Source organism: Yokenella regensburgei ATCC 49455 (genome assembly GCF_000735455.1).
GTDB lineage: Bacteria > Pseudomonadota > Gammaproteobacteria > Enterobacterales > Enterobacteriaceae > Yokenella > Yokenella regensburgei.
Map to the genome: position 1 here is coordinate 16,189 of NZ_JMPS01000015.1, position 20,683 is coordinate 36,871.

Annotated in this window: 16 protein-coding genes, 1 tRNA gene and 5 pseudogenes; 8 read left to right on the top strand and 14 right to left on the bottom strand. The window is 51.4% G+C overall.

The features are described 5' to 3' along the window. Nucleotides 1-10: 10 nt before the first annotated feature. Together yicI and GYRE_RS03615 are read right to left on the bottom strand one after the other, a co-directional pair. Entirely contained in the window at nt 11-2,329 is a 2,319-nt protein-coding gene (gene yicI, locus GYRE_RS03610; RefSeq protein ID WP_038253051.1) for an alpha-xylosidase, read from the bottom strand. Nucleotides 2,330-2,488: 159 nt separating this feature from the next. Further along, nucleotides 2,489-3,883, bottom strand: a complete 1,395-nt coding sequence (locus GYRE_RS03615; protein WP_038253053.1) for a glycoside-pentoside-hexuronide family transporter — start codon at nt 3,881-3,883, stop codon at nt 2,489-2,491. A gap of 289 nt (nt 3,884-4,172) precedes the next feature. On the opposite strand from GYRE_RS03615, the gene GYRE_RS03620 reads away from it, so the two are divergent. The 6 genes from GYRE_RS03620 to GYRE_RS24895 all read left to right on the top strand — a co-directional run bounded on the left by GYRE_RS03620 (nt 4,173) and on the right by GYRE_RS24895 (nt 8,770). Further along, a tRNA-Sec gene (locus tag GYRE_RS03620) sits at nt 4,173-4,267 on the top strand. Nucleotides 4,268-4,566: 299 nt separating this feature from the next. Continuing rightward, nucleotides 4,567-5,763 carry a tyrosine-type recombinase/integrase gene (locus GYRE_RS03625; protein WP_038253055.1) on the top strand — a complete coding sequence of 399 codons (1,197 nt, stop codon included), beginning with the start codon at nt 4,567-4,569 and terminating at the stop codon, nt 5,761-5,763. A 409-nt stretch (nt 5,764-6,172) separates the two neighbouring features. Next, a complete protein-coding gene (parM, locus tag GYRE_RS03630) occupies nt 6,173-7,129 on the top strand; it encodes a plasmid segregation protein ParM domain-containing protein (protein ID WP_038253057.1) in 957 nt (318 codons plus the stop codon). Nucleotides 7,130-7,134: 5 nt separating this feature from the next. Further along, entirely contained in the window at nt 7,135-7,500 is a 366-nt protein-coding gene (locus GYRE_RS03635) for a plasmid partitioning/stability family protein (protein WP_038253084.1), read from the top strand. A gap of 301 nt (nt 7,501-7,801) precedes the next feature. Continuing rightward, the gene (locus tag GYRE_RS03640) at nt 7,802-8,362 is read left to right on the top strand and encodes a hypothetical protein (protein WP_245939531.1); all 561 of its coding nucleotides are present in this window, start codon (nt 7,802-7,804) and stop codon (nt 8,360-8,362) included. 87 nt (nt 8,363-8,449) lie between these two features. After that, nucleotides 8,450-8,770 carry a hypothetical protein gene (locus GYRE_RS24895; protein ID WP_072009033.1) on the top strand — a complete coding sequence of 107 codons (321 nt, stop codon included), beginning with the start codon at nt 8,450-8,452 and terminating at the stop codon, nt 8,768-8,770. A 48-nt stretch (nt 8,771-8,818) separates the two neighbouring features. Here GYRE_RS24895 and GYRE_RS03650 read toward each other — a convergent pair whose 3' ends face one another. From GYRE_RS03650 to GYRE_RS24905, 8 genes and pseudogenes are all read right to left on the bottom strand, one after another. After that, nucleotides 8,819-9,187: a YidB family protein gene (locus GYRE_RS03650; protein ID WP_038253059.1), complete on the bottom strand. Its 369-nt coding sequence runs from the start codon at nt 9,185-9,187 to the stop codon at nt 8,819-8,821. Between the two features lie 13 nt (nt 9,188-9,200). Next, complete coding sequence (locus tag GYRE_RS24800; protein ID WP_245939532.1) at nt 9,201-9,413, bottom strand: DUF3761 domain-containing protein; 213 nt, start codon at nt 9,411-9,413, stop codon at nt 9,201-9,203. Nucleotides 9,414-9,732: 319 nt separating this feature from the next. Beyond that, nucleotides 9,733-10,086 carry a YcgJ family protein gene (locus tag GYRE_RS03655; protein WP_038253062.1) on the bottom strand — a complete coding sequence of 118 codons (354 nt, stop codon included), beginning with the start codon at nt 10,084-10,086 and terminating at the stop codon, nt 9,733-9,735. A gap of 178 nt (nt 10,087-10,264) precedes the next feature. Beyond that, the gene (locus GYRE_RS03660; RefSeq protein WP_038253064.1) at nt 10,265-10,501 is read right to left on the bottom strand and encodes a hypothetical protein; all 237 of its coding nucleotides are present in this window, start codon (nt 10,499-10,501) and stop codon (nt 10,265-10,267) included. A 174-nt stretch (nt 10,502-10,675) separates the two neighbouring features. Further along, nucleotides 10,676-11,791 (bottom strand): porin OmpC, encoded by a 1,116-nt coding sequence (gene ompC, locus GYRE_RS03665; RefSeq protein ID WP_038253067.1) that lies wholly within the window; start codon nt 11,789-11,791, stop codon nt 10,676-10,678. A gap of 111 nt (nt 11,792-11,902) precedes the next feature. Next, nucleotides 11,903-12,259 (bottom strand): annotated as a pseudogene (locus tag GYRE_RS25250) (transposase domain-containing protein); the annotation flags it as partial. A gap of 45 nt (nt 12,260-12,304) precedes the next feature. Then, nucleotides 12,305-12,634: a penicillin-binding protein activator gene (locus tag GYRE_RS25255; RefSeq protein WP_420823022.1), complete on the bottom strand. Its 330-nt coding sequence runs from the start codon at nt 12,632-12,634 to the stop codon at nt 12,305-12,307. 535 nt (nt 12,635-13,169) lie between these two features. Beyond that, nucleotides 13,170-13,685: a hypothetical protein gene (locus GYRE_RS24905; protein ID WP_245939533.1), complete on the bottom strand. Its 516-nt coding sequence runs from the start codon at nt 13,683-13,685 to the stop codon at nt 13,170-13,172. Between the two features lie 186 nt (nt 13,686-13,871). Here GYRE_RS24905 and GYRE_RS03680 point away from each other — a divergent pair, with 186 nt between their 5' ends. Both GYRE_RS03680 and GYRE_RS03685 read left to right on the top strand, forming a co-directional pair. After that, on the top strand, nt 13,872-14,234 hold the full coding sequence (locus GYRE_RS03680) for a lysozyme inhibitor LprI family protein (protein WP_038253075.1): 363 nt from the start codon (nt 13,872-13,874) through the stop codon (nt 14,232-14,234). Nucleotides 14,235-14,459: 225 nt separating this feature from the next. After that, entirely contained in the window at nt 14,460-14,957 is a 498-nt protein-coding gene (locus GYRE_RS03685) for an outer membrane beta-barrel protein (RefSeq protein ID WP_038253077.1), read from the top strand. A gap of 885 nt (nt 14,958-15,842) precedes the next feature. Here the strand turns inward: GYRE_RS03685 and GYRE_RS03690 are convergent. From GYRE_RS03690 to istB, 4 pseudogenes are all read right to left on the bottom strand, one after another. Next, nucleotides 15,843-16,101, bottom strand: a pseudogene (locus tag GYRE_RS03690) (transposase domain-containing protein); the annotation flags it as partial. 27 nt (nt 16,102-16,128) lie between these two features. Next, nucleotides 16,129-16,352 (bottom strand): annotated as a pseudogene (locus GYRE_RS23445) (IS66-like element accessory protein TnpA); the annotation flags it as partial. 1,203 nt (nt 16,353-17,555) lie between these two features. Then, nucleotides 17,556-18,662, bottom strand: a pseudogene (locus tag GYRE_RS03695) (IS3 family transposase). Between the two features lie 981 nt (nt 18,663-19,643). Beyond that, nucleotides 19,644-20,392: pseudogene (istB, locus tag GYRE_RS25105) on the bottom strand (IS21-like element helper ATPase IstB). Between the last annotated feature and the right edge of the window lie 291 nt (nt 20,393-20,683).

Below are 20,683 nucleotides of genomic sequence, written 5' to 3' on the forward strand. Positions count from 1 at the left end.
ACCACTGCGATCACAGCGTGATAGTGACTTCCTGCTCTGTCGCGTGAATGACCGCGCCCCACTCGCTGCCCGTTTGCGAAGCGCCCTGTACGGCAGCAACCTGAACGATATTGCGCAGACACAGCGTCCAGTCGCGGGCCTTGCCTGCGCTTTTCAGTCTGATGGTTGCCCCCTGGCGTTCAGCCCACAGGGTAAAGATAACCGTGCCGTCGGCAGCTGGCACTTCACAGCGCGCGGTGGCGCCATCGGCCAGGTTAAACAGCTGGAATGCGGTGCCTTCATGCCAGGCGTAGTCCGGCTTCTGAGTGTTGTTGCCGAGTGCCAGCAGGGTGTTGTCGCGCACGTATACCGGCAGGCTCAGCGCATCGTGCTGCTGCTTCAGCCAGCGGCTGCCCGATTGTTCATCGTTGTGCCACAGATGCGTCCAGCGGCCCTCCGGCAGGTAAAACTGCACCTCTCCTGTCTCAGAGAACACCGGGGCAACCAGCACCGCATCGCCGAGCATGTACTGGCGGTCGAGATAATCACAGGCCGGATCGTCCGGGAACTCAAGCACCATCGCCCGCAGCATCGGGGTACCGCACTCACGAGCCAGCGCCGCCTGGCGGTACAGATACGGCATCATCCGGCATTTCAGCTCGGTGAAATGACGCACCACGTCGCAGGACTCTTCGTCATAGGCCCAGGGTACGCGGTAGGATTTGCTGCCGTGCAGGCGGCTGTGGCTGGAGAGCAACCCGAAGGCGCACCAGCGTTTATACACATGGGCAGGTGCGGTGTTCTCAAAACCGCCGATGTCATGGCTCCAGAAACCAAAGCCGGAGAGGCCAATCGACAGCCCGCCACGCAGGCTTTCCGCCATCGACTCATAGTTGGCGTAGCAGTCGCCGCCCCAGTGCACCGGAAACTGCTGCGCCCCTACGGAGGCAGAACGGGCGAACAGCACCGCCTCCTGCTCGCCGAGGTTCTCTTTCAGCACGTTCCATACCAGCTCGTTGTAGAGGTAAGCGTAATGGTTGTGCATTTTTTGCGGATCCGAGCCATCGAACCACTGCACATCGGTCGGGATACGCTCGCCGAAATCGGTTTTGAAGCAGTCGACACCGATATCAATCAGCCCTTTCAGCTTATCGGCGTACCACTGGCAGGCCTCCGGGTTGGTGAAATCATAGATTGCCAGCCCCGGCTGCCACTTGTCCCACTGCCACAGCGAGCCGTCCGGGCGTTTCAACAGATAGCCTTTCTCTTTCAGCTCATTGAAAATCGGTGACTTCTGGCCGATGTAGGGATTTATCCACACACAGATTTTCAGCCCTTTGGCCTTCAGGTGGCGGATCATCCCCTGCGGATCCGGGAAGGTTACCGGGTCCCACTCAAAATCGCACCACTGGAAGGCCTTCATCCAGAAGCAGTCGAAGTGAAACACGTGCAGCGGCAGGTTGCGCTCGGCCATGCCGTCGATAAAGCTGTTGACCGTTTTCTCATCGTAGTTGGTGGTAAACGAGGTGGTAAGCCACAGGCCAAACGACCATGCGGGCGGCAGCGCCGGGCGACCGGTCAGCCGGGTGTAGCGTTCGAGCACCGCTTTTGGCGTCGGGCCGTCGATGACGAAGTATTCCAGATGTTCGCCCTCCACGCTGAACTGCACCTTCGAGACCTTCTCGGAGCCGATTTCAAACGACACGCACTCCGGGTGATTGACCAGCACGCCGTAGCCGCGGTTGGTGAGGTAGAACGGGATATTTTTATAGGCCTGCTCGGTGCTGGTGCCGCCGTCGCGGTTCCAGGTTTCCACCGTCTGTCCGTTGCGCACCAGAGCGGTAAAGCGCTCGCCAAGGCCGTAGACCGTTTCCCCCACGCCGAGGTCAAGGCGTTCAAACATGTAGTTACGCGCGCTGTTGCTGTCCTGCACGTAGCCGTTACTTTTCGCCTGGCTGCCGGTAATGCGCACGCCGTTGCGCAGAAAATCGAGCGCCCAGTTTTCGCCCTTCGCCAGCCGCACGCTCAGCGCCCCGCTTTTCAGCTCGGCGAATTCCGGCGTGTTGTTTATTTCCACCGATACGCCGTGCTGCACGTTCAGCGCATGATGCGGCCCGTTATCCACGCCGCCCTGAAAATGCTCGATACGCACACCGATAATCCCCTCCTGCGGGGAGAAAAAGCGCATCGTGAACAGCGGCGTATCGAGCTGCCAGGTGCGCTCACGCACGTCGCGCGGGGCGGCATAAACCACCATCTCATCACCCTGCTGTTCCACCTCGAACACCTGAATCGGGCAGGTCAGATTCAGCCCGGGCTGAATAAGCCAGTTTCCATCACTGATTTTCATCACTACGTCCTCTTATTGCCTATCTTAGTAGGCGTAATTGGCGCAGGCAGTTTGAACACGGACAGCGCGGAAAAACCGGAGCGTACACGAAGTACGTGAGGATTTTGAGCACTGCCCAGGTTCAAACTGACAAGCAAGATAGCCTAATGAGATAGGCAATTAGTTCGTTAATTCTTTACTGACCGGCGCCTGTTCAAACTCCTGCTGATGGCGGCGCGCACCCTGTGCGAGCTCGCTCATGATCTTCGCCAGATAGGGGGTTTTCAGGGTGTAGTAGCGTTTGGCGATGACCGCGCTCAGCAGGTAGCAGACGGCCGGTACCAGCGTAAACAGGGCAATGATGATGCTGATAGTGGCGCTGTTCTGCGTTTTTGCGGCGGCATCGTAGCCGCCACCGGCCAGCATCCAGCCGATCATCGCGCCACCGAGCGCCAGGCCCAGTTTCAGCACGAACAGCGTACCGGCGAAGCTAATACCGGTCAGGCGTTTGCCGTTGCACCACTCGCCGTAGTCGACGGTATCAGACATCATCACCCACTGAATGGGCGTGACCAGTTGATGCAGTACACCAATCACGAAGATAAACAGGAACATGATGACGCTCGCCTGCATCGGCACGAAGAACATCGCCGCGCTGAGCACGGTGAGCGCCGCGTTGGTCCACCAGAAGACGCTGACTTTGCATTTCCAGTCGGTCAGCGGTTTGGCCAGCGCCGAGCCAATCAGGTTGCCCACGCAGTAGGTGCCGAGGAAGGCGGTGAACAGCCCGGCGGAACCCATTATCCAGGTGGTGTAGTACATCATCGCCCCGCCGCGCACGCAGACGGCGAGAATGTTAAGAATGGTCAGCAGCCCGACGATGCGCCACTGGTCGTTCTGCCAGATATCACGCAGATCTTCACGCATCGACGAGGTGCTCGGCGGCACCTGAATACGCTCTTTGGTGGTGAAAAAACAGAACGCCAGCATCAGGAACGCCACGACGGACAGCACCGCAATCCCGCCCTGGAAACCAAAGGCTTTGTCTTCGCCGCCAATCAGGTTCACCAGCGGCATCATCAGCACCGTTGAAAGCATGCCGCCCGCCGTCGCCAGCACAAAGCGCCAGGACTGCAGCGAGATGCGCTGTTTTGGGTCGTCGGTGATCACACCGCCCAGCGCGCAGTAAGGGATATTCACCACGGTGTAGAGCAGGGTCAGCAGCGTGTAGGTGACGGCGGCATAAATCAGCTTGCCGTTGTGGCTGAGATCCGGCGAGCTGTAAGCCAGCACGCAAACGAGGCCGAACGGGACAGCACCGAAGAGGATCCACGGGCGGAACTTACCCCAGCGGCTGCGGGTGCGGTCGGCAAGCAGGCCCATACACGGGTCGGAGATCGCATCCAGCGCGCGGGCAAGCAGGAACATAGTGCCGACAAAGCCAGCGGGAATACCAAAGATATCGGTATAGAAAAACATCATATACAACATGACGTTATCGAAAATAATATGGCTTGCGGCATCACCCATGCCGTAGCCAATCTTCTCTTTAACGGACAAAATCTCACTCTTCATCGTCTTATCCTTTGTACCGCAGGAAACGTAAGAAACCGGTTCCATACTTTGTAAACCTTCGCCCCAGGCGCGGGTATTCCAAAATTGCGTTATCAACTTACGATTCTTGATTTCTGTGATCGCGGTAGGGATGAAGAGTGTGAAAAAATGTAACTCACGGATTTAATAAGGATTTATCTTAAAAAGAAAAAAATGGGACAAAATGATGTGAAAAAAGTGCATGAATTGATGTGGTAAATGACTGAAAGTAGCTATAATGCGCCCCGCCTCCATGTAGCAATGCAGGCGCGGAAGATCGTCGTCTCCGGTGAGGCGGCTGGACTTCAAATCCAGTTGGGGCCGCCAGCGGTCCCGGGCAGGTTCGACTCCTGTGATCTTCCGCCAATAAACCTCTACCGAACTCTCCCGAAGTCAATAAATCCCCTTGTAACCCTTATGCACCAAGATTTCCCTGTATCCCGAAGTCAACTGACCTCAACCCAAATCAGGTTGTTTTTGGGGGTGTCTTAGGGGGTGTTATTTTCCCTTAAAATATCAGCACCCCCATAATGTCAAAAATTCAATACATAACAATGACTTTTAACAACATCTTTGTTATACAAGGGGTGCATTGGGGGTATCGGGTTAGTTTCTGGCAGAAATCCCCCTCAGGAGCATGAATTAATCAAAAGCCGGAGGATGTCATGGCGCTAACCGATATTAAAGTGAAAACCGCGAAGCCAAAAGAAAAGCCCTATAAGCTGGCTGATGGCGGTGGTATGTATCTGCTGATTAACTCTAATGGTTCAAAATACTGGCGAATGAAGTACCGCTTCGCCGGTAAAGAAAAGATGCTTTCTATTGGCGTATACCCCGACGTTTCACTGGCCGACGCGCGCGAAAAACGAAGCGAAGCCAGAAAAATTCTCGCCGCAGGAATAGATCCTGGAGAAACAAAGAAAGAGGAAAAAATCGCTCAGAAAATGAGCCTGAAAAACACTTTCGAAGCTGTCGCCCGTGAGTGGCACCAGTCAAAAGCCGATCGATGGTCATTGCGCTATCGTGATGAAATTATTGATACTTTTGTGAAAGATATATTCCCCTATATTGGCAAGCGTCCTATTGCCGAAATCAAACCAATGGAGTTGTTGGAAGCACTACGAAAAATGGAGAAACGTGGAGCGCTGGAGAAAATGCGAAAAGTTCGCCAACGTTGCGGTGAGGTCTTCCGTTATGCGATAGTCACTGGTAGAGCTGAATATAATCCCGCTCCCGATCTTGCCAGCGCTTTAGCTACTCCAAAAAAGGTTCATTTCCCCTTCCTTACCTCCAGTGAACTTCCTTTTTTCCTCAAAGACTTAGCTGGTTATACTGGCAGTGTCATAACCAAAACGGCAACGCAGATTATTATGTTAACAGGAGTACGCACACAGGAACTACGTTTTGCCCGATGGGAAGATATCGACTTTGAGAAGAAACTATGGGAAATCCCTGCTGAAGTGATGAAGATGAAGCGGCCTCATATTGTTCCCTTATCAGAGCAGGTTATTGTGTTATTTAAACTACTTGAACCGATCTCAAAGCATCATCCTCTCGTCTTTATCGGCAGAAACGATCCACGCAAACCTATCAGTAAAGAAAGTGTGAACCAAGTCATTGAATTACTAGGGTACAAAGGTCGACTCACAGGGCATGGTTTTCGCCACACGATGAGTACCATTTTACATGAGCAGGGCTTTAACTCGGCTTGGATTGAGACTCAACTTGCACATGTCGATAAAAACTCGATTCGTGGGACATATAACCATGCGCAGTATTTGGATGGTCGGCGTGAAATGATGCAGTGGTATGCTGATTACATCAATAGCCTGAGCAGTGGAATGGAAAACAAAGTAGCATAATCCCTGGATGCTCAACCTTCTCGGTTGGGCGTCCTCCATTTCATGACTGCGCTTTAACTTCCCTCTCAAATATCAACCCTGCACTTCACTTTAAATAAACCTTAACTTTATTAAACCAGAAACTGACATGAGCGATTTTCAGTATCGTGCACTGCAGTAAATTTCCCGACGCTCATCTCCTTAATCTTGTATGGCAATTCGCATTTTACTCACCCCATACAGGAAAAAAGCCTATGAAAAAATTTCTCATTTTTGTCTCACTGGCAGCGCTGCCTTTTCTCATTGAGCGCTTAATGACTCTGATTCATCTCATCGTATTCTCAGTTCTGACTCAATAATCGCCCTTCACACATCCGGCAACGCCGGATGACTCAATCTCAATTCACATTTGACTCAACTAAGGTGCAATATGCGCATTTACATTGACGATGGTTCGACCCACATCAAAATGCTGTGGGAGCAGCACAGCAAAACCTTTACCCACATCAGCCCTAACAGCTTCAAACGCGGATGGTCAGCCACGTTTGGCAGCGGTAAACCCTTTAACTACACCGCTGGCAAAGAGAAGTATTCGTTCGACCTCATTTCCCCGGATTCACTTACCACCAGTAATATCGAATGGCAGTACAGTCCACTCAACGCAGTCGCTGTGCATCATGCCTTATTGACCAGCGGGCTCACGCCCCAGCGCGTGGATATCGTGGTGACGCTGCCGCTGGCGGAGTTCTATGATGAAGACTCCCAGTACCGGCTTGATAACATCGAGCGCAAGAAGAAGAGTCTGCTGCAAAGTGTGGAACTGAATAACGGTTACCCGTTCACCATCACCCGCGTTACCGTGCGACCGGAGTCCATTCCTGCCGGGATTGCGCTGTGCGATCAACTAGCGTCCTCCAACTCAGTGCTGATTGTTGACCTTGGCGGGACGACGCTGGATATCTCGCAGGTCGCGGGCCAGATGTCTTCGGTGTCGCGTATCTACGGCAATCCGGCGTTAGGTGTTTCACTGGTAACCGACGAGGTACAGCAGGCATTGCGTAAAGCCGGTATGGCGCTGTCCCGCTACAACGTGGACCGATTGATTATCAAACGTTTTGACGACACGTACCTGGAGAACAATATCAACGATCCACTTGCTGTCGATGGAATCAAACAGGCAATCCACAGCGGTATCGTGCGTTACCGGGCGCGGGTGCTGGAAGCAATTGATCGCTTCAAAGGCTATACCCATGTGGCTATTGTTGGCGGTGGAGCCTGTCTGCTGGCTGATGACATCCGTACTCACGTTAACCTGCGAGAAGATCGTTTCTTTGTCGCGCAGGATCCGCAGTTCGCGCTGGTACACGGTTTAAAAGCCATTGGTTGACTGACGTGGTGATGAACCGTAGAAAAGTACTGATTTATCTGCGCCCTGAAACACATGCCAGCGAGCGCTTTGCGGATACGAGGATAGAAGCGCATTATCGGGGCGATCGCGGTGAACTATCGCGCACAGCTTTACTGGCAGGTATTGCGCTGGGAGAAATTGACAGCCGGTTACCGTCGGTACTGGCGGCTCTGTTAGCTGACAATACGAGTCCGGAAACATTGCGAACCATGCTGTCGTCGTTTCTGAATATTCAGCCGGGTACTGCTCCACCTGCCGTGCTGACGACTACGGAGCCACAACCAAAGGTGGCAGGACAATCCACCAGCAGCGTTTCAGCGAAAAATCTGGCTGGTGCTCTGCCAGAATAATATCGTTTTACGCTATAAACCCGGACGCCCAGCCTTCGTGGTCGGGTGTCCACTTCACATCATGTTTTTTTTGACCAACACATAACACACAGTCCGCACAACAAAAATATTTTACTTTTACTCCGCTTCGAGTAACCTGACAGGTCGGATTCCCCCGGCGACAATATGCAGAGATAGCCATGGGCCGCAAACATACGCCATTCTCCTCCCTTTCGCGTCGAAAACGTCGAGCTGCAACTCTCAAAATCAAAGCCCTCATATACCGTGAACGTGGCACCTGGGGCGGCATCTTCTATGACGAATGCGGTCATGGCCAGTCAGTTGCCAACGGCAACTGGACCTGGGCGATATCGTTTTTCTCGGCCATGATCCGGATGTTTTCTGGAATGCAGAGATTCTCACGGCGAATGTGGCCTTTGCCGATACAGTGGAAGATGCTGCGTTCAAGGAAGCCATGTCGAGACTACATACTGAAGACCAGCATCAGGCAGCGCATTTTAGTACAACTCAGAACACCGATGCCAATGGCAACATCATCAGCTATACATTACTCCGCAGGCCTGAGCTGAGTTACCCGCAACTTGACGGAATGACCGTCGGTAATTTTGTCGATAAACGGGTTCAGACGATTGTACGTGATAATCCTCCCCCGATTTACTGTGGTTACCGCATCTTACAGGGATACGCTGCCGGGACTGGCTTGCGAATGATAGTTGAGGCAAATGTATTAGACCGGAGTGTGATTGAGGCAGCCATTTCAGATTTTCGTGCTCGCGGGGAATGCAACTGGGTTTCTGACATACCGACACGTGTCCGTTATTCTGACAAGATTCACTGCAAACCAATCAACATGACAAAGTGAGTAAGTTAAAAATGTACGCCCAGCCCCCAGAAACGAATCTCCTCATAGCCGCGCGGTTGACGACCGCGCTCAATATGAGGAAAGACGATGACAAGAACCCGGGCAGAACGACGCCACCAGATGCGTCGAATGAAACTGAAAAGGCGACACGACAACGCTAATGGTGACGGTAGCCCGGAACATCTGGGCCGCCATTATAAAACCCCGTGCAGTTGTTCCTGCTGGCTGTGTGGGCACCAGCGCCACTGGCATGGGCCAGGTATGCAGGAGCGACGGGCTCGTGCGAAGGAGGCTGTTGCTTTAGGGCGAATAATGAAGGGCGCCGATCCCGATGGGATCCTGTTCCCTCATCGCACCAAGCCGTACGTGTACTACTACACCTTGTCCCCTTCCAGGGCGATAATGTGAATAACCAGCTCTCCCTGAGCATTTCGTTGCATCAGGGAGAGCTAAACATCACTTCATGCGCTCACGAAGAATAGACAGTGCCGTATCAAGCATATTGCTGCCACCCAGTTGATGCGCTTCAGGAGACAAATGCTGTAATACGGCTGGCAGATGGGCACTCATCCAGTCGGTCACGTCCCCCGGAGAAATCCCCATATGCTGCGCTAACGAAGACAACTCATCGGCGCTGAACACACTACTGATATGCTCAGGGGTAAGATTTTCAGTCGTCAGCTCACCTTCTTCCAGCGTCTTAAAGCGAGCCAGTAGTGCCGTAAAACCGCCCTCTTCCTGTACCCACGATAAAAACGCCATCAGATTTGGATGCACGTCCGTTCCCTGGATAAAACACCCCAGAATATTGTTCAGAATCCCCATGCTACCTCCCCACTTATTCTGTCAGCCATTGCGCCACGCCACCATGACGCGAACAGGAGCCACTGTGCTGCTTGCTGTGACTGAACGAACCGTCTTTACACCGTGCAGTAGCGCCTGGCTCAACCGTGTCTGGCACCGCTGCGGGTACTGGCTTTGGTCCTTTTACCGGAGCCGGAACAGGGGCTGACTGTTGTTCTGGCACCGGCAGCGGATTCTGCTTTTTCACGAACCGACCACTTTTATCCCGTACAGCCACTGGGGCCGTATCCGTTGGCTGAGTCATGATATCGTCAGTCTTTGGTTTACGGGGGTGTGGAGCTTTTTTTGGCACAGGAGTATCTGTAGTTTGTTGAACATCAACTGAAGATTGTGCATCTTTCTTTGCCGGGGATGCAGCCATCGTCCCGGCGCTAAGAATGAAACTGCAGACAAGTAGCGTAACAGGTAATATGCGCATAGTTAAATTTCTCCGTTATACGAATGAACAAATAATCCTTAGCAACGGGAGATGCTTCCTGGCAAAAATTTCAATGGGTTTTATGGTATTATTGCGCTTTACCAAATATCTGCTGCGTCAGCGTTTTTTCTTTTTTGTCTGGTGTACGTGGGTAAAAGCGATCTTTGTAGCACTGTTTTGCTTCTGAGTTGCAGTGTACGCCATTGCTCAGGGTATATTCACCCAGATTAATATCCGTCCCGTTCCCCAGTGTCTTATCCAATTTGTTGTATGCCTGTTCGCCCAGATATTTAGACGTCATCCCCATAGAAATGCCTTCATCATCAACGCAGTATCCGGCTTTTTTATCACATACAACGCCACCAGCCGGAGAATAGACATCCGCTGCTAGTGCTGATGTTGAGGCCCCCAGTAATACAGCCATCACAAGTAATTTTTTCACACCTCATCTCCTTCATTAAAATATTTGAACACCATAATTAGCTATCACAGAGAGCCTGATGATTACAATCTACGGACACCGACACAACAATAAAACCGTCTGATGGTAAATGCCGGACTGTGTGCCAGCATCCTTTCCTCCGGCGCTAACCGGCGGAAAATTCCGGCCCCCCGGCAAGTCAACCCAAACCGCCGTCATGAGCCTCCCTGCCCCGTATACCATTAATTATCCGGGCGCGAAAACGACGCTCATGGTCGTCGCGGCAGTCCGCATCACAGAAGCATCCTTCTTTCAGTTGCTCACTGCAGTTATGACATGCCCCGGTGAAGGCCAGAGCCGGACGCAACCGTCTTCTCAGCAGCCGGGTCATCCGCGCCAGCTCTGCTTCCTGAGCCATATCCACAATATCCATCACACCAGTCCCCTTAATTAAAACCCTATTTTCAGGACGGGAGCACCGATATAACTGTGATTTCATACACAAAATGTCGCAAATCACAGATAAACAGGATAATGGTTGCAGGACCAGCAATGACGCCGGCAAAAAAAACCGGCCAGAATGGCCGGTTTTCACTGCAGTCAGGCGAACTCAGAACTGGTAAACCAGGCCGGTCGCAACCACGTTATCCGTCGCCACGCCGGTGGCGCGGGTGAACTTGTTGTCGTCAATCAGGTTGATTTTGTAGTCGACGTAGGTGGACATGTTTTTGTTGAAGAAATACGCTGTACCGAGGTCAATGTAGTTCAGCAGATCCTGATCACCGTAGCCCTCGATGTTCTTGCCGCGGGAGTGCAGATAAGCAATAGACGGCCGCAGCCCGGAGTCGAACTGATACTGTGCCACGGCTTCAAAGTTCTGCGCCTTGTTGGCAAAGCCATAGGTATGGTCGCCGTCATTGCTGCCGAAACGGGTGGCATTGTAGCTCTGGGTGTACTGCGTCGCGAGGTAGACGTTGTTGGCGTCATACTTCAGGCCGCCGGTGTAGGTGGTGGCCTTATCCCCGTTACCGAAGGTCAGTTTGTTCTGCTCATCCGTACGCTTTGAGCTGGCAATGGAGGTGCCGACGCTGAAACCGTCACCGATATCATAAGCCAGGGAGCCGCCGAAGCCGTCACCATTCTGGTACAGTGCATCGCGACCGTTGTTAGTTGGTCCTGTGCCCTCACCCTTCACGCTGCCGTTTTTCCCCTGGTACTGCAGGGCCAGATCCAGGCCGTCAACCAGACCGAAGAAATCGTTATTGCGGTACGTCGCCACGCCACTGGCGCGCTGCTGCAGGAAGTTATCCGCACCGTAGGTGTCACCGCCGAACTCCGGCAGGACGTCAGTCCAAGAAGTCACGTCGTAGACCACTCCGTAGTTACGGCCGTAATCGAAAGAACCCCAGTCGCCGAAATTCAGGCCGGCAAAGCCGAGACGGGTCCATGACTGGTTTTCGTCGCCCTCGGCACTGTTGGCCTGCATATTGTATTCCCACTGACCGTAGCCGGTCAGTTGGTCATTCACCTGCGTTTCACCCTTAAAGCCGAGTCGGGCATAGCTCTGGTCACCATCGACACTTTTGTCAGATGAAAAGTAATGCAGTCCGTCAACCTTACCGTACAGGTCCAGTTTGTTACCATCCTTGTTATAGATTTCAGCAGCGTGTGCAGCGCTGGCAGCCAACAGTGCAGGAAAGAACAGGGAAAGTACTTTTAGTTTCATTACAGAACCTTCTGCTTTTTTTGGTTATTTAATCAATGTCGGATGATGTGGTTAACGCACAAGTCCGAATAAAAAAGCAGGGTCATAACGGGGGAAGCAATGGGTCAAGAGCTAATTGCCTGCCATCCAAATGACAGTAAGCCTCATATTCAAAGCGTATTGCCGCTTATGCAGGCGTGAGACGATTTTCCACGGCAGCAGATCGCGCAGACGGTTTACCGGCCAGTCCTGGATATGTCCCAGCACATAGCGCAGCCACGCCTCCGGCTCCACGCCATTCAGCCGACAGGTGCCGATCAGCAAGTACAGCACCACCGCTCTCTCCCCACCCGCATCTGAACCCGCGAACAGCCAGTTTTTTCTGCCCAAGGCAACGCCACGCAGCACGTTCTCCGCGATGTTGTTGTCGTTCTCCGTCCAGTCGTTGTGGCAGAACAGGTTCAGCGCGTCCCACTGCTTCAGCAGGTACGTTCAGCGCGGTGTTGCGGCTGAGCACCTCCTCCACGTGATTTTTTAACAGCGGCCCCACGACCAGCGTAGTGCCTGCGACAGTAGCTGTGTCACCGGCGTCGCAGCGGTGTCATAAAGCGTCAGCGCTGACGGCTGAGCAGATGGGGATGCTTTCTTTTCAGCCTCAGAGCCCTGTTGAATCGCACGACCAAACCGGCTCGACGGACCGCTAAGGGGCAGCATCAGGGCAATTTTACGCACTAATGCCGGACGAAAGTTCAGGTCGTTTACCAGTACGCAGGATGCTGCGGCCAGCGCATCTGCCAGGTCTCGTCGATGTTTCGTTGGCTGGGTGTAAAAACCACAGAAAGGATAGCGGTATGCAATTGTCAGGGTGTTTTTGTAAAAATGTCACACATGGTTTCCTGCTGATTTCGGCAGCACTGTTTTTCACAGGTTGTGCCGTTCGTCCCGTTGACCGCGGTACAGACCTTCTGGAAAGCCCGGTGCAGAACGATTCAGCTCAGGCACTGCGGCGAATGCAGCAAAGCACTGGCAGCAGCAAAACCAGCAGGCAGTTACTCGCCATTCGCGCACTGCTCAGGGAAGGTAAAAACCAGCAGGCCGCTGACCTTTTCAGTCAGTTACTGCCGAAAATGGATGATGCCCAGAAACAGGAGCAGTCACTGCTTGCGGTGGAGTTGAAGCTGGCACAGGGCGATTTCACGGGGGCGCAGAGGCTGCTGACGAAAATCAGTCCGGATGGACTTAAGGGTGCACTGCTGGTGCGTTACCGGCAGAGCATGGTCACCGCTCTGCAGGGTAACCCCTTTCAGGCACTCCTGCGGGCGCTGAACGCACAGGCACCGCTGCTGATCACCACGCGGGAGAAGCACCTGTCCGGAATCAGGAGAACCACCGGACAGGGTTATAAGACGTCATCGAAGAGTGGTGCGATAGCGGCCATGAGCAACTCGCGGGTCAACACCTTCCCTTTACCCGGAGTTCTGCCAGCAGGGTGTATCGCCCAGTCTGCCGTGGATAACAGATGCCCCGGCATACAAAGCATGTATTTTTCGGTACGGGGATGGCGGCGGAAATTATCAACTGCCAGAGTGACTTCCCCCTTAAGCTGTATGCCGCCCTTCACGCTGTACAGCGCCTGCGGAGTAAAACCTGCCCAGTTACGACCACAGCGAAGGGCGATACAAGGTATGGTATATGCACCAGTTGATGATACGGGTACCATTTCACGCCGGGTAATGCTGACCTCATATCCTTCCAGCCATTCGGTCAGGTTATCAGCGAGTCGCTGCATACGCTCACGAAACGTGGCGATATCATGACGGGTCTGGCGCAACTGTTCCGTACGTCGGACATGCTGTCGCTTTCCGCTTATTGCTTTCGTCCCATGATCTTCTGCTGCCACATTCAGCTCCACCATTCTCTGCCTCCCGTTAACCTCATAAACAGACAACCGTTCTCCTGCACCATTCCTGACGAAGGTTTAACAACGGGGATAAACCGTTGTCCAGAAATATCAACAGACCTTAAATAAATCTGGTTGACGCCAGCAGTCTCCCAGCGTGACATATGCCCGACAGTCAGCAAAGAATAAAGGGAGATTGTCATGGCATCATGTTCACCATTCGCTGAAATTATCCGCGTCTCTTTCACACTTCTCCTGCTGCAGTCCGTTTCCGTGTCTGCCGCCAGCTTCAATTGCGCCGACGTTACCGGGCCTGATGAAAAAGCCATCTGCACAGACAGGGAACTGAGCGAAAAGGACATCAGAATGGCGACAACGTACGACATGCTGAGGAAGGTTATGCTGATGGGCGGACGTGGTGCGCTGCAGGATGAACAGGCCAACTGGTTGCAGAAACGTCAGCAGTGCGGTGACAACACCGTCTGTCTTTCACATCTTTACGATGACCGCATTGCTGAACTCAACGACCGGTATCAGCACATCGTGGCGTCACTCAATCGCTGAGGAAATAATGAATAAACCGGTAATCACCCGGGCTGATTTTCCCGTCCGGAAAACGCACAGCTTTTTGTCTGCTCCGACATTACGCAAACTCCGGGCGCGACTGCAACGCGCTACCGGGCCACATGACCGCATAAAATGACACGACATCTGGACAAACCATAACTCCCGTGCCTATTGCTTAATTGTTAACACATTGCAATATACTGATGACTAAGGATTGAGATAATGAAAAAACTGATATTTGCACTGCCGCTGCTGGCAGGCCTCAGCGCCGTACACCCAGCTACGGCAGCCATGAACGGCAATGATATTGTGTCCCTGGGTTACGCCCAGCAGCAAAGTGACCGCGCAGGTACCCTGCACGGCTTTCGTCTGGGGGATAACCATGCTTTCGCGGATAACTGGGGTCTGAATACGTCCACCTCATGGACCATGAGCAGCGGCAGTAATCATGGTAATGCCGACCTTCTTTCCCTGCTGACCGGCCCGTCGTATCAGATTAACGACATGCTGGGTATTTACGCTCAGGTCGGCCCCACGTTCTTCCATCAGGATGTTATGGGGACCAAATGGGGTTACGGCTATGCTGCCGGGCTCCAGATTACACCACGCGCAGACATCAATATCACCGTTGGCTATGAAGGTTCAGATTTCAGTAGCGACCACACCAGCGGCAGTCTGGACACCAACGGCTGGAACCTCGGGGTAGGTTACCGTTTCTGACAGTGGTCTAACCGTGATGCCTGAATTCAGGCTGAATAGACCGAAAAATTTAAAGCACTTACCGAATATATAATAGCATTACCCGCAATGAACCATCAGCACACCACAGGAAAGTAATCATGCTGTATGACCTTTTTATTGCCGGCGCTGTTGGCTTATTTATTTTACTGATAGTGATTTTTGTTTTCTTTTTACTCATGAGCCTGGGTGAATAGCAACATTTATCCATATGTCACCTGGGTGATTAACCATATTAAAAACAAGAGATAAATGAAAGTAAGAAATAATGACCTCACGGATGTAATAAATACATTCGAGGTTTTCCACCGGTAAGTATTTGTAAGTTGAATACAGTAAGTCACACCTGGATAAACAAAACATTAAATTTGGTACAAATTTCTCATATGAATGTAATATCTGTTTTACCTTTTTTCTTGTAATGATTTTCATGACAGATGGTCAGTTTTTTATTTCACCCATCACTTTAGATGAAAAAATCAATATCAGATATCACAAATTTTCCTCGCCATTAAATTAAAATACAACCAAATCACCCCATTAACAACTTTTATTATTAAACGTAACAGTTCACAGCTTATATCTGAAACGGAGTTTTTTAACGTTGATACCACCATTGGCTTATAAAAACAAATCATGCATTTCAAAGCAAAGGAGGTTATACAATTATCGCCTTATGGCCAATGCCTCTCGACTGCCCCCCCATAAATGGATTTAATTATGAACAACGAAAACTTAAACAGTGCGTTAGACTTAACAAACGCCATGCACAATATAATCCAGCGGCCAAACAGTCGGGAAGAAGAGGAAATACTTCATCTGGTTAATGCTGTTCGTAAGCGCCCCATCAGGGGCGTGGGGTAAAATTTAGTTTATAGAGAGGAGGACGTTCCAGAGCAACAGCTCTTTCACACGGTTGGTGGGCCAAGTGTTGATGACGCAGATCACGTGGCGCAGCCAGGCTTCCGGCTCGATGCCGTTGAGTTTGCAGCTCCCGATCAGGCTGTACATGACTGCCGCACTGTCGCCGCCACCATCTGAGCCGAAAAACATGTAGTTGCGGCGATCCAACGCCCCCCCGGAGGGCGTTTTCGCACAGGTTATTGTCTATATCCACCCAGCCATTGCAGGGATGCTTACAGGTGAGTTTCCCTTTTTTTCGGTTAGAAAAAAGGATGGCATCAAGCTGAGCAAACGAGAGCGACCCGGGTAATGGCCATGCTATGCCGGATGTAATAAATCTCTGGAAAAGGAATAGCTGAGACCAAGGCGCTGAGCGATGGCTCTGATGGTTAGTTTGTCTTCAAATCGGAGTTGCAAGGCATCAGGCAGATAAGAGCGGTAACAGGTAATCTCTTTCGTTGTCTGGGAATTCATCGTTCGTGTCCATCAATATCAGATGGACACGATTGTTATCAGACAAGACAATCTTCTCAAGACGTCCCTGATGGGGCGCTTACTGCTGTTCAGTGGAGAGTAAAAATTTTTCACGCTGAGCGTTTCGGCAACAAAGCTTGCCACTCACACGAGTGAATCGAGAAATCACCATTAGCGTCACTGCTGACCAGCAGTTGACTTTCGATACTCCCGTTTCAAGTATTAAAGATGCTTATTTCGACATAAGCTAAAGCACAGCTCGTAGGATTCCGCATGGATGCGGTGCTGTGCGATTAACAATCAATGGCTGCGCTTTCCCGATCCGTGTGTCTGCATCGCTATCGTCTCTCGGGTTAGCGCAGCCACCATCTATTGACTTCCTGTGCTCCCGTTATGAATATCTCATCTGTCTGGGTTTCCATGCCGGTTTCCCGGACACGGCGCGACGCTCGCGGACACTGAGTGTTACGCCACATCCCTAATGAAAGTTTTGTTTTACTTGCGGCGCACTTGGACATCCCCGTACAAATGCGCCATTTTTTACTCCTGCTTATTCCGATGATTCCGGTCAGTGACTCCTGTGATTTCGAGCGCACTTCTCGCGCTGTTTTTTTCTTACTTTAGTTATTTACTCGTCTGTTCGGTTTAGGTATTGAACCGTACCGGGTTTTCGAGAGACTACCGTTGTAAGTACTTTATTATCGTCCTCCCACCGTGTCAGTACTTATCTTTCTGACGCGATCACCCGACTCAGTGCTTCAGCGCCTGACCTCAGTACCTGTTATCCTGGCGATCGCCACGGCTCAATGCAATGGAACAAAACCCTACCGCCTAACTGTGTGCTCATTCGCATATACCACTGCTGACGCACATTAAAAAAAGCGTCATTATGAGTTCAGCCGGAACCTAGCATGCAAAATATTGACACCAACGGTCTACCGGTCTCATTTTTACATAACACCATGCCCTTACGGGTATGCGCATCATGTTCAGGATAAAACCATACAATGACGTTGTAGTAACCGCATTTCTGGGCCTTGTTACCACCTCATCACCTTGGTTTTGATTGCAGTAAGGCGTCACATGCGGACGAGAAGGCTATTTTGACCTGCTCCCCGTTGATTAACACACCGCGATGTTAGCAATGTCTTCATTGTGGCCCTGCCCCGAATATGCTCCAGTCATAATCAGGAATAACCAGCTTCAGTCTGGCAGCATATTCTGGCAACCGGCAGATTTCTCGGCAAATTTGGACTGAGTCATCCATCCCAGCGCAGAATGGGGACGCTTCTGGTTATAGTGTATGCGCCAGGCCTCGATTTTGCACCGTGAATCCTCCAGGGACATGAACCCGTTCTCGTTCAGACATGCATGCCGTAGCCTGCCCTTGAACGATTCCAGCGTGGCATTGCCCGTAGGTGTTCCCGGTCGTGAGAAGTCTATACGGTTCCCTCGTTCATACACCCACTTGTCCAGCATTTTTCCTGCAAATTCAGAGCCTTTATCGGTTTTCAGCAATTGGGGAAAAGGGCGTTTGAGCGCAATGCTGTTCAGCATCTCTGCAACCACCGTTGAGCGCAGATTCTGACCCACGCAGGTCCCCAGATATTCCCTTGTGTAAATATCAATGACCGTCAGCAGACGTAACCAACGCACGTCAAATAAGGCGTCAGAGACAAAGTCCATGCCCCAGACATCATTCGGATACCGCCCATCAGGCCGGGGCTGTCGACGCTGTGCCGATTTATTCCGGCGTGGGCGTTTGAGATGCAAAGACAGCCCCTGCTCGCTGTAGAGTCGATAAATGCGTTTGTGATTATCCCGCCAGCCCTCCCGCCTGAGCATGACGTGAACCCGACGATAGCCATAGTGGATCCGGGTATCGGTCATCTCCCTGATACGAAGGCGCAGCGCACTGTCGTCTGCCACTACAGAACGTTAGCGGAAAGAGCTGCGGCTGACCTGTAGTGTAAAACAGACCTGTATCTCGCTAGCCCCGTAGCGTGCCTGCAGGTACCGGCCCCATTCGCGCAAACGTGCCAGCGTCAGTTCTTTTTTGCCAGCACATCCTCCAGCATGGCTTTGTCGAGGCTGAGATCGGCAACCAGCTTCTTCAGCCTGAGATTATCTTCTTCAAGCTGCCGCATGTGCTTCAGTTCTGAAGGAGAAATCCCGCCATATTTCTTGCGCCATGTATAGAACGTGGCATCAGAAATGCCCAGCTACGGCAAACCTCCGGCACGGACGTCCTCAGTTCGGCCTGCTTCAGGGCAAAACAATCTGCTCTTCGGTGAATCGTGATTTTTTCATCGGCGCCACCTCCGTTCAGGGAGTGTAGATCATGCCGGCATTCTGTTTCTGAATGGGGTAGAATTTTGGGTCAGGGTCAATAGAGGCGAACAAGTCGAGCTCCCGCCTCAATATCGATATGGATTCCAACCAGCAAGTGAGGAGTACGTATGTTTACCGTACAGCACGTGGTAGTCCGGGGCGAACTTTATCTGGCGAATATCAACATATTCATATCGTTATGAATGCAGCGCCTTCAGTGCGGCTTTACCCTGTTGTTCGTACAGACTTTTCCGGCAATACGGCTACGACGTAACGGTCGCTCATTAATATCAAGCAGTAGCTCACTGATGGTCAGATTCAGGCCAGCCAGACAAAATCTTCACGCGGCGTCTGGTCCAGGTGCTTCAGCCCGTTGATGTCCCCTTTTCTAAACTGTACGGCTCTCACTACTATCAGTCTCATCCCCCCAGCTCCGATTATAAGATATCCTGCGCGTTAAATGCCCTGTTACGTCATCGAATGACACATTGGTTCTTTCTGCCATTTTTAGTAGGTTTTTCCCAGTCTGATTTACATTACGCTTATTCCATTTATGATGCTCGCTTCTGGAGAGTTGTTCAATGAATGTATCCACCCGTTTCGTAGTATTCCTCAATCTTGCGTGTGCTGCTTTATTGTTTGCTATCCTTGATGCTCGGTTTGATTTGTTCTGATAGTGGTACTCATTTTTTCTTAATTATCATCCATCTTTTATTTTTTTCTGAGCACTTATCCAAAGCTACATTTGGTGAATAAACCGACAAAGCGAGGATGCCTGTAAACCGTTTTGTCAAGTGTACGCTCACGGCCACTCCCCAGACATGCCAAGCTATTGAGTTTTAATTATCAAGATTAAATATTGGTGCCTCATCCGCAGCCAGTATAATATTTAGTATCAATGACAGGAAAAAAATGATCCACTTATATCTCCACCGAAGGATCTAATATTGATCCACCGTTTTACTCAGGATTAGCCTCAGCGATTACCCTGGCCTTTCGCTTCTGCTTAAGTCGATAGATCTCTCCTTTTATTTGAACAGCTTGTGAGTGATGTAAGATCCGGTCCAGCATCGCCGATGTCAGTGCTGTATCCCCGGCGAACGTTTGATCCCACTGCCCGAACAGCAGATTGAATGTCAGGATCATCGCGCTTTTTCGTAACGTTTGGCGATGACCAAGAAGAATAGTTTTGCTTCTACCTGGTTGAACGGCCGATAACCTGTATCATTGATGATAAGTAGCTTTGGTGCCATCACGCTGCAGTGATGAAGCATTTTTTAGCCCCCCTGCCGTTGTCCCGTAGACAGTTGAAGCAACACGCCGCCGTAGTGAATCGAACCTTGTTACCCCACTGTACTGCTTCGTAGCCCATTACTATTGCCAGATGAGTTTTCCCTACGCCGGATGACCCCAGCAACACGATGTTTTCGTTGCGCTCATGAAGTTCAGCGAACGCAGCGACTGGATTTACTTCTGGTGGGACAGGTGGCAAAGGTGGAGTCAGACTCCCCGAACGTTTTCACTGCCGGGAAAGCCGCCATCCGGGTATACATCGCCTGTTTACGTTGATTGGGGGCCAGTTTTTCCTCATGAAGCATGATGCTCCAGGAAATCCATATAACTCAATTCCTGAGCCACAGCCTGTTGCGACAGAAAGGGTGAGGCGCGATAAGGCTGCCCAGTTGCAGTTGTTCGGCGAGTATCATCATCCCAAATTCTGCGACACGACGTTGTAGCTCCTGGCTCACGCCCGCACCAGTAGAAATTCTGCCCGCTGTGTCCGGAAAGCTGAAGCAAATAATAGACTACTGAGGTCTTGATTATGAAGCCGAGGAAGTTAGCCGCTAAAGGCCGTCCTACATTGGAAAAAATGGTCAGTGTCGCAGTGGACTGCCCCCCCCAGAGACATCAGAAAAATTTGTCATGACAGCTTTACAAACACATCCTGCCGTCCGGATAAAATGAAGGAGACTAAATTAGAGCATCATCAGAAGCACACT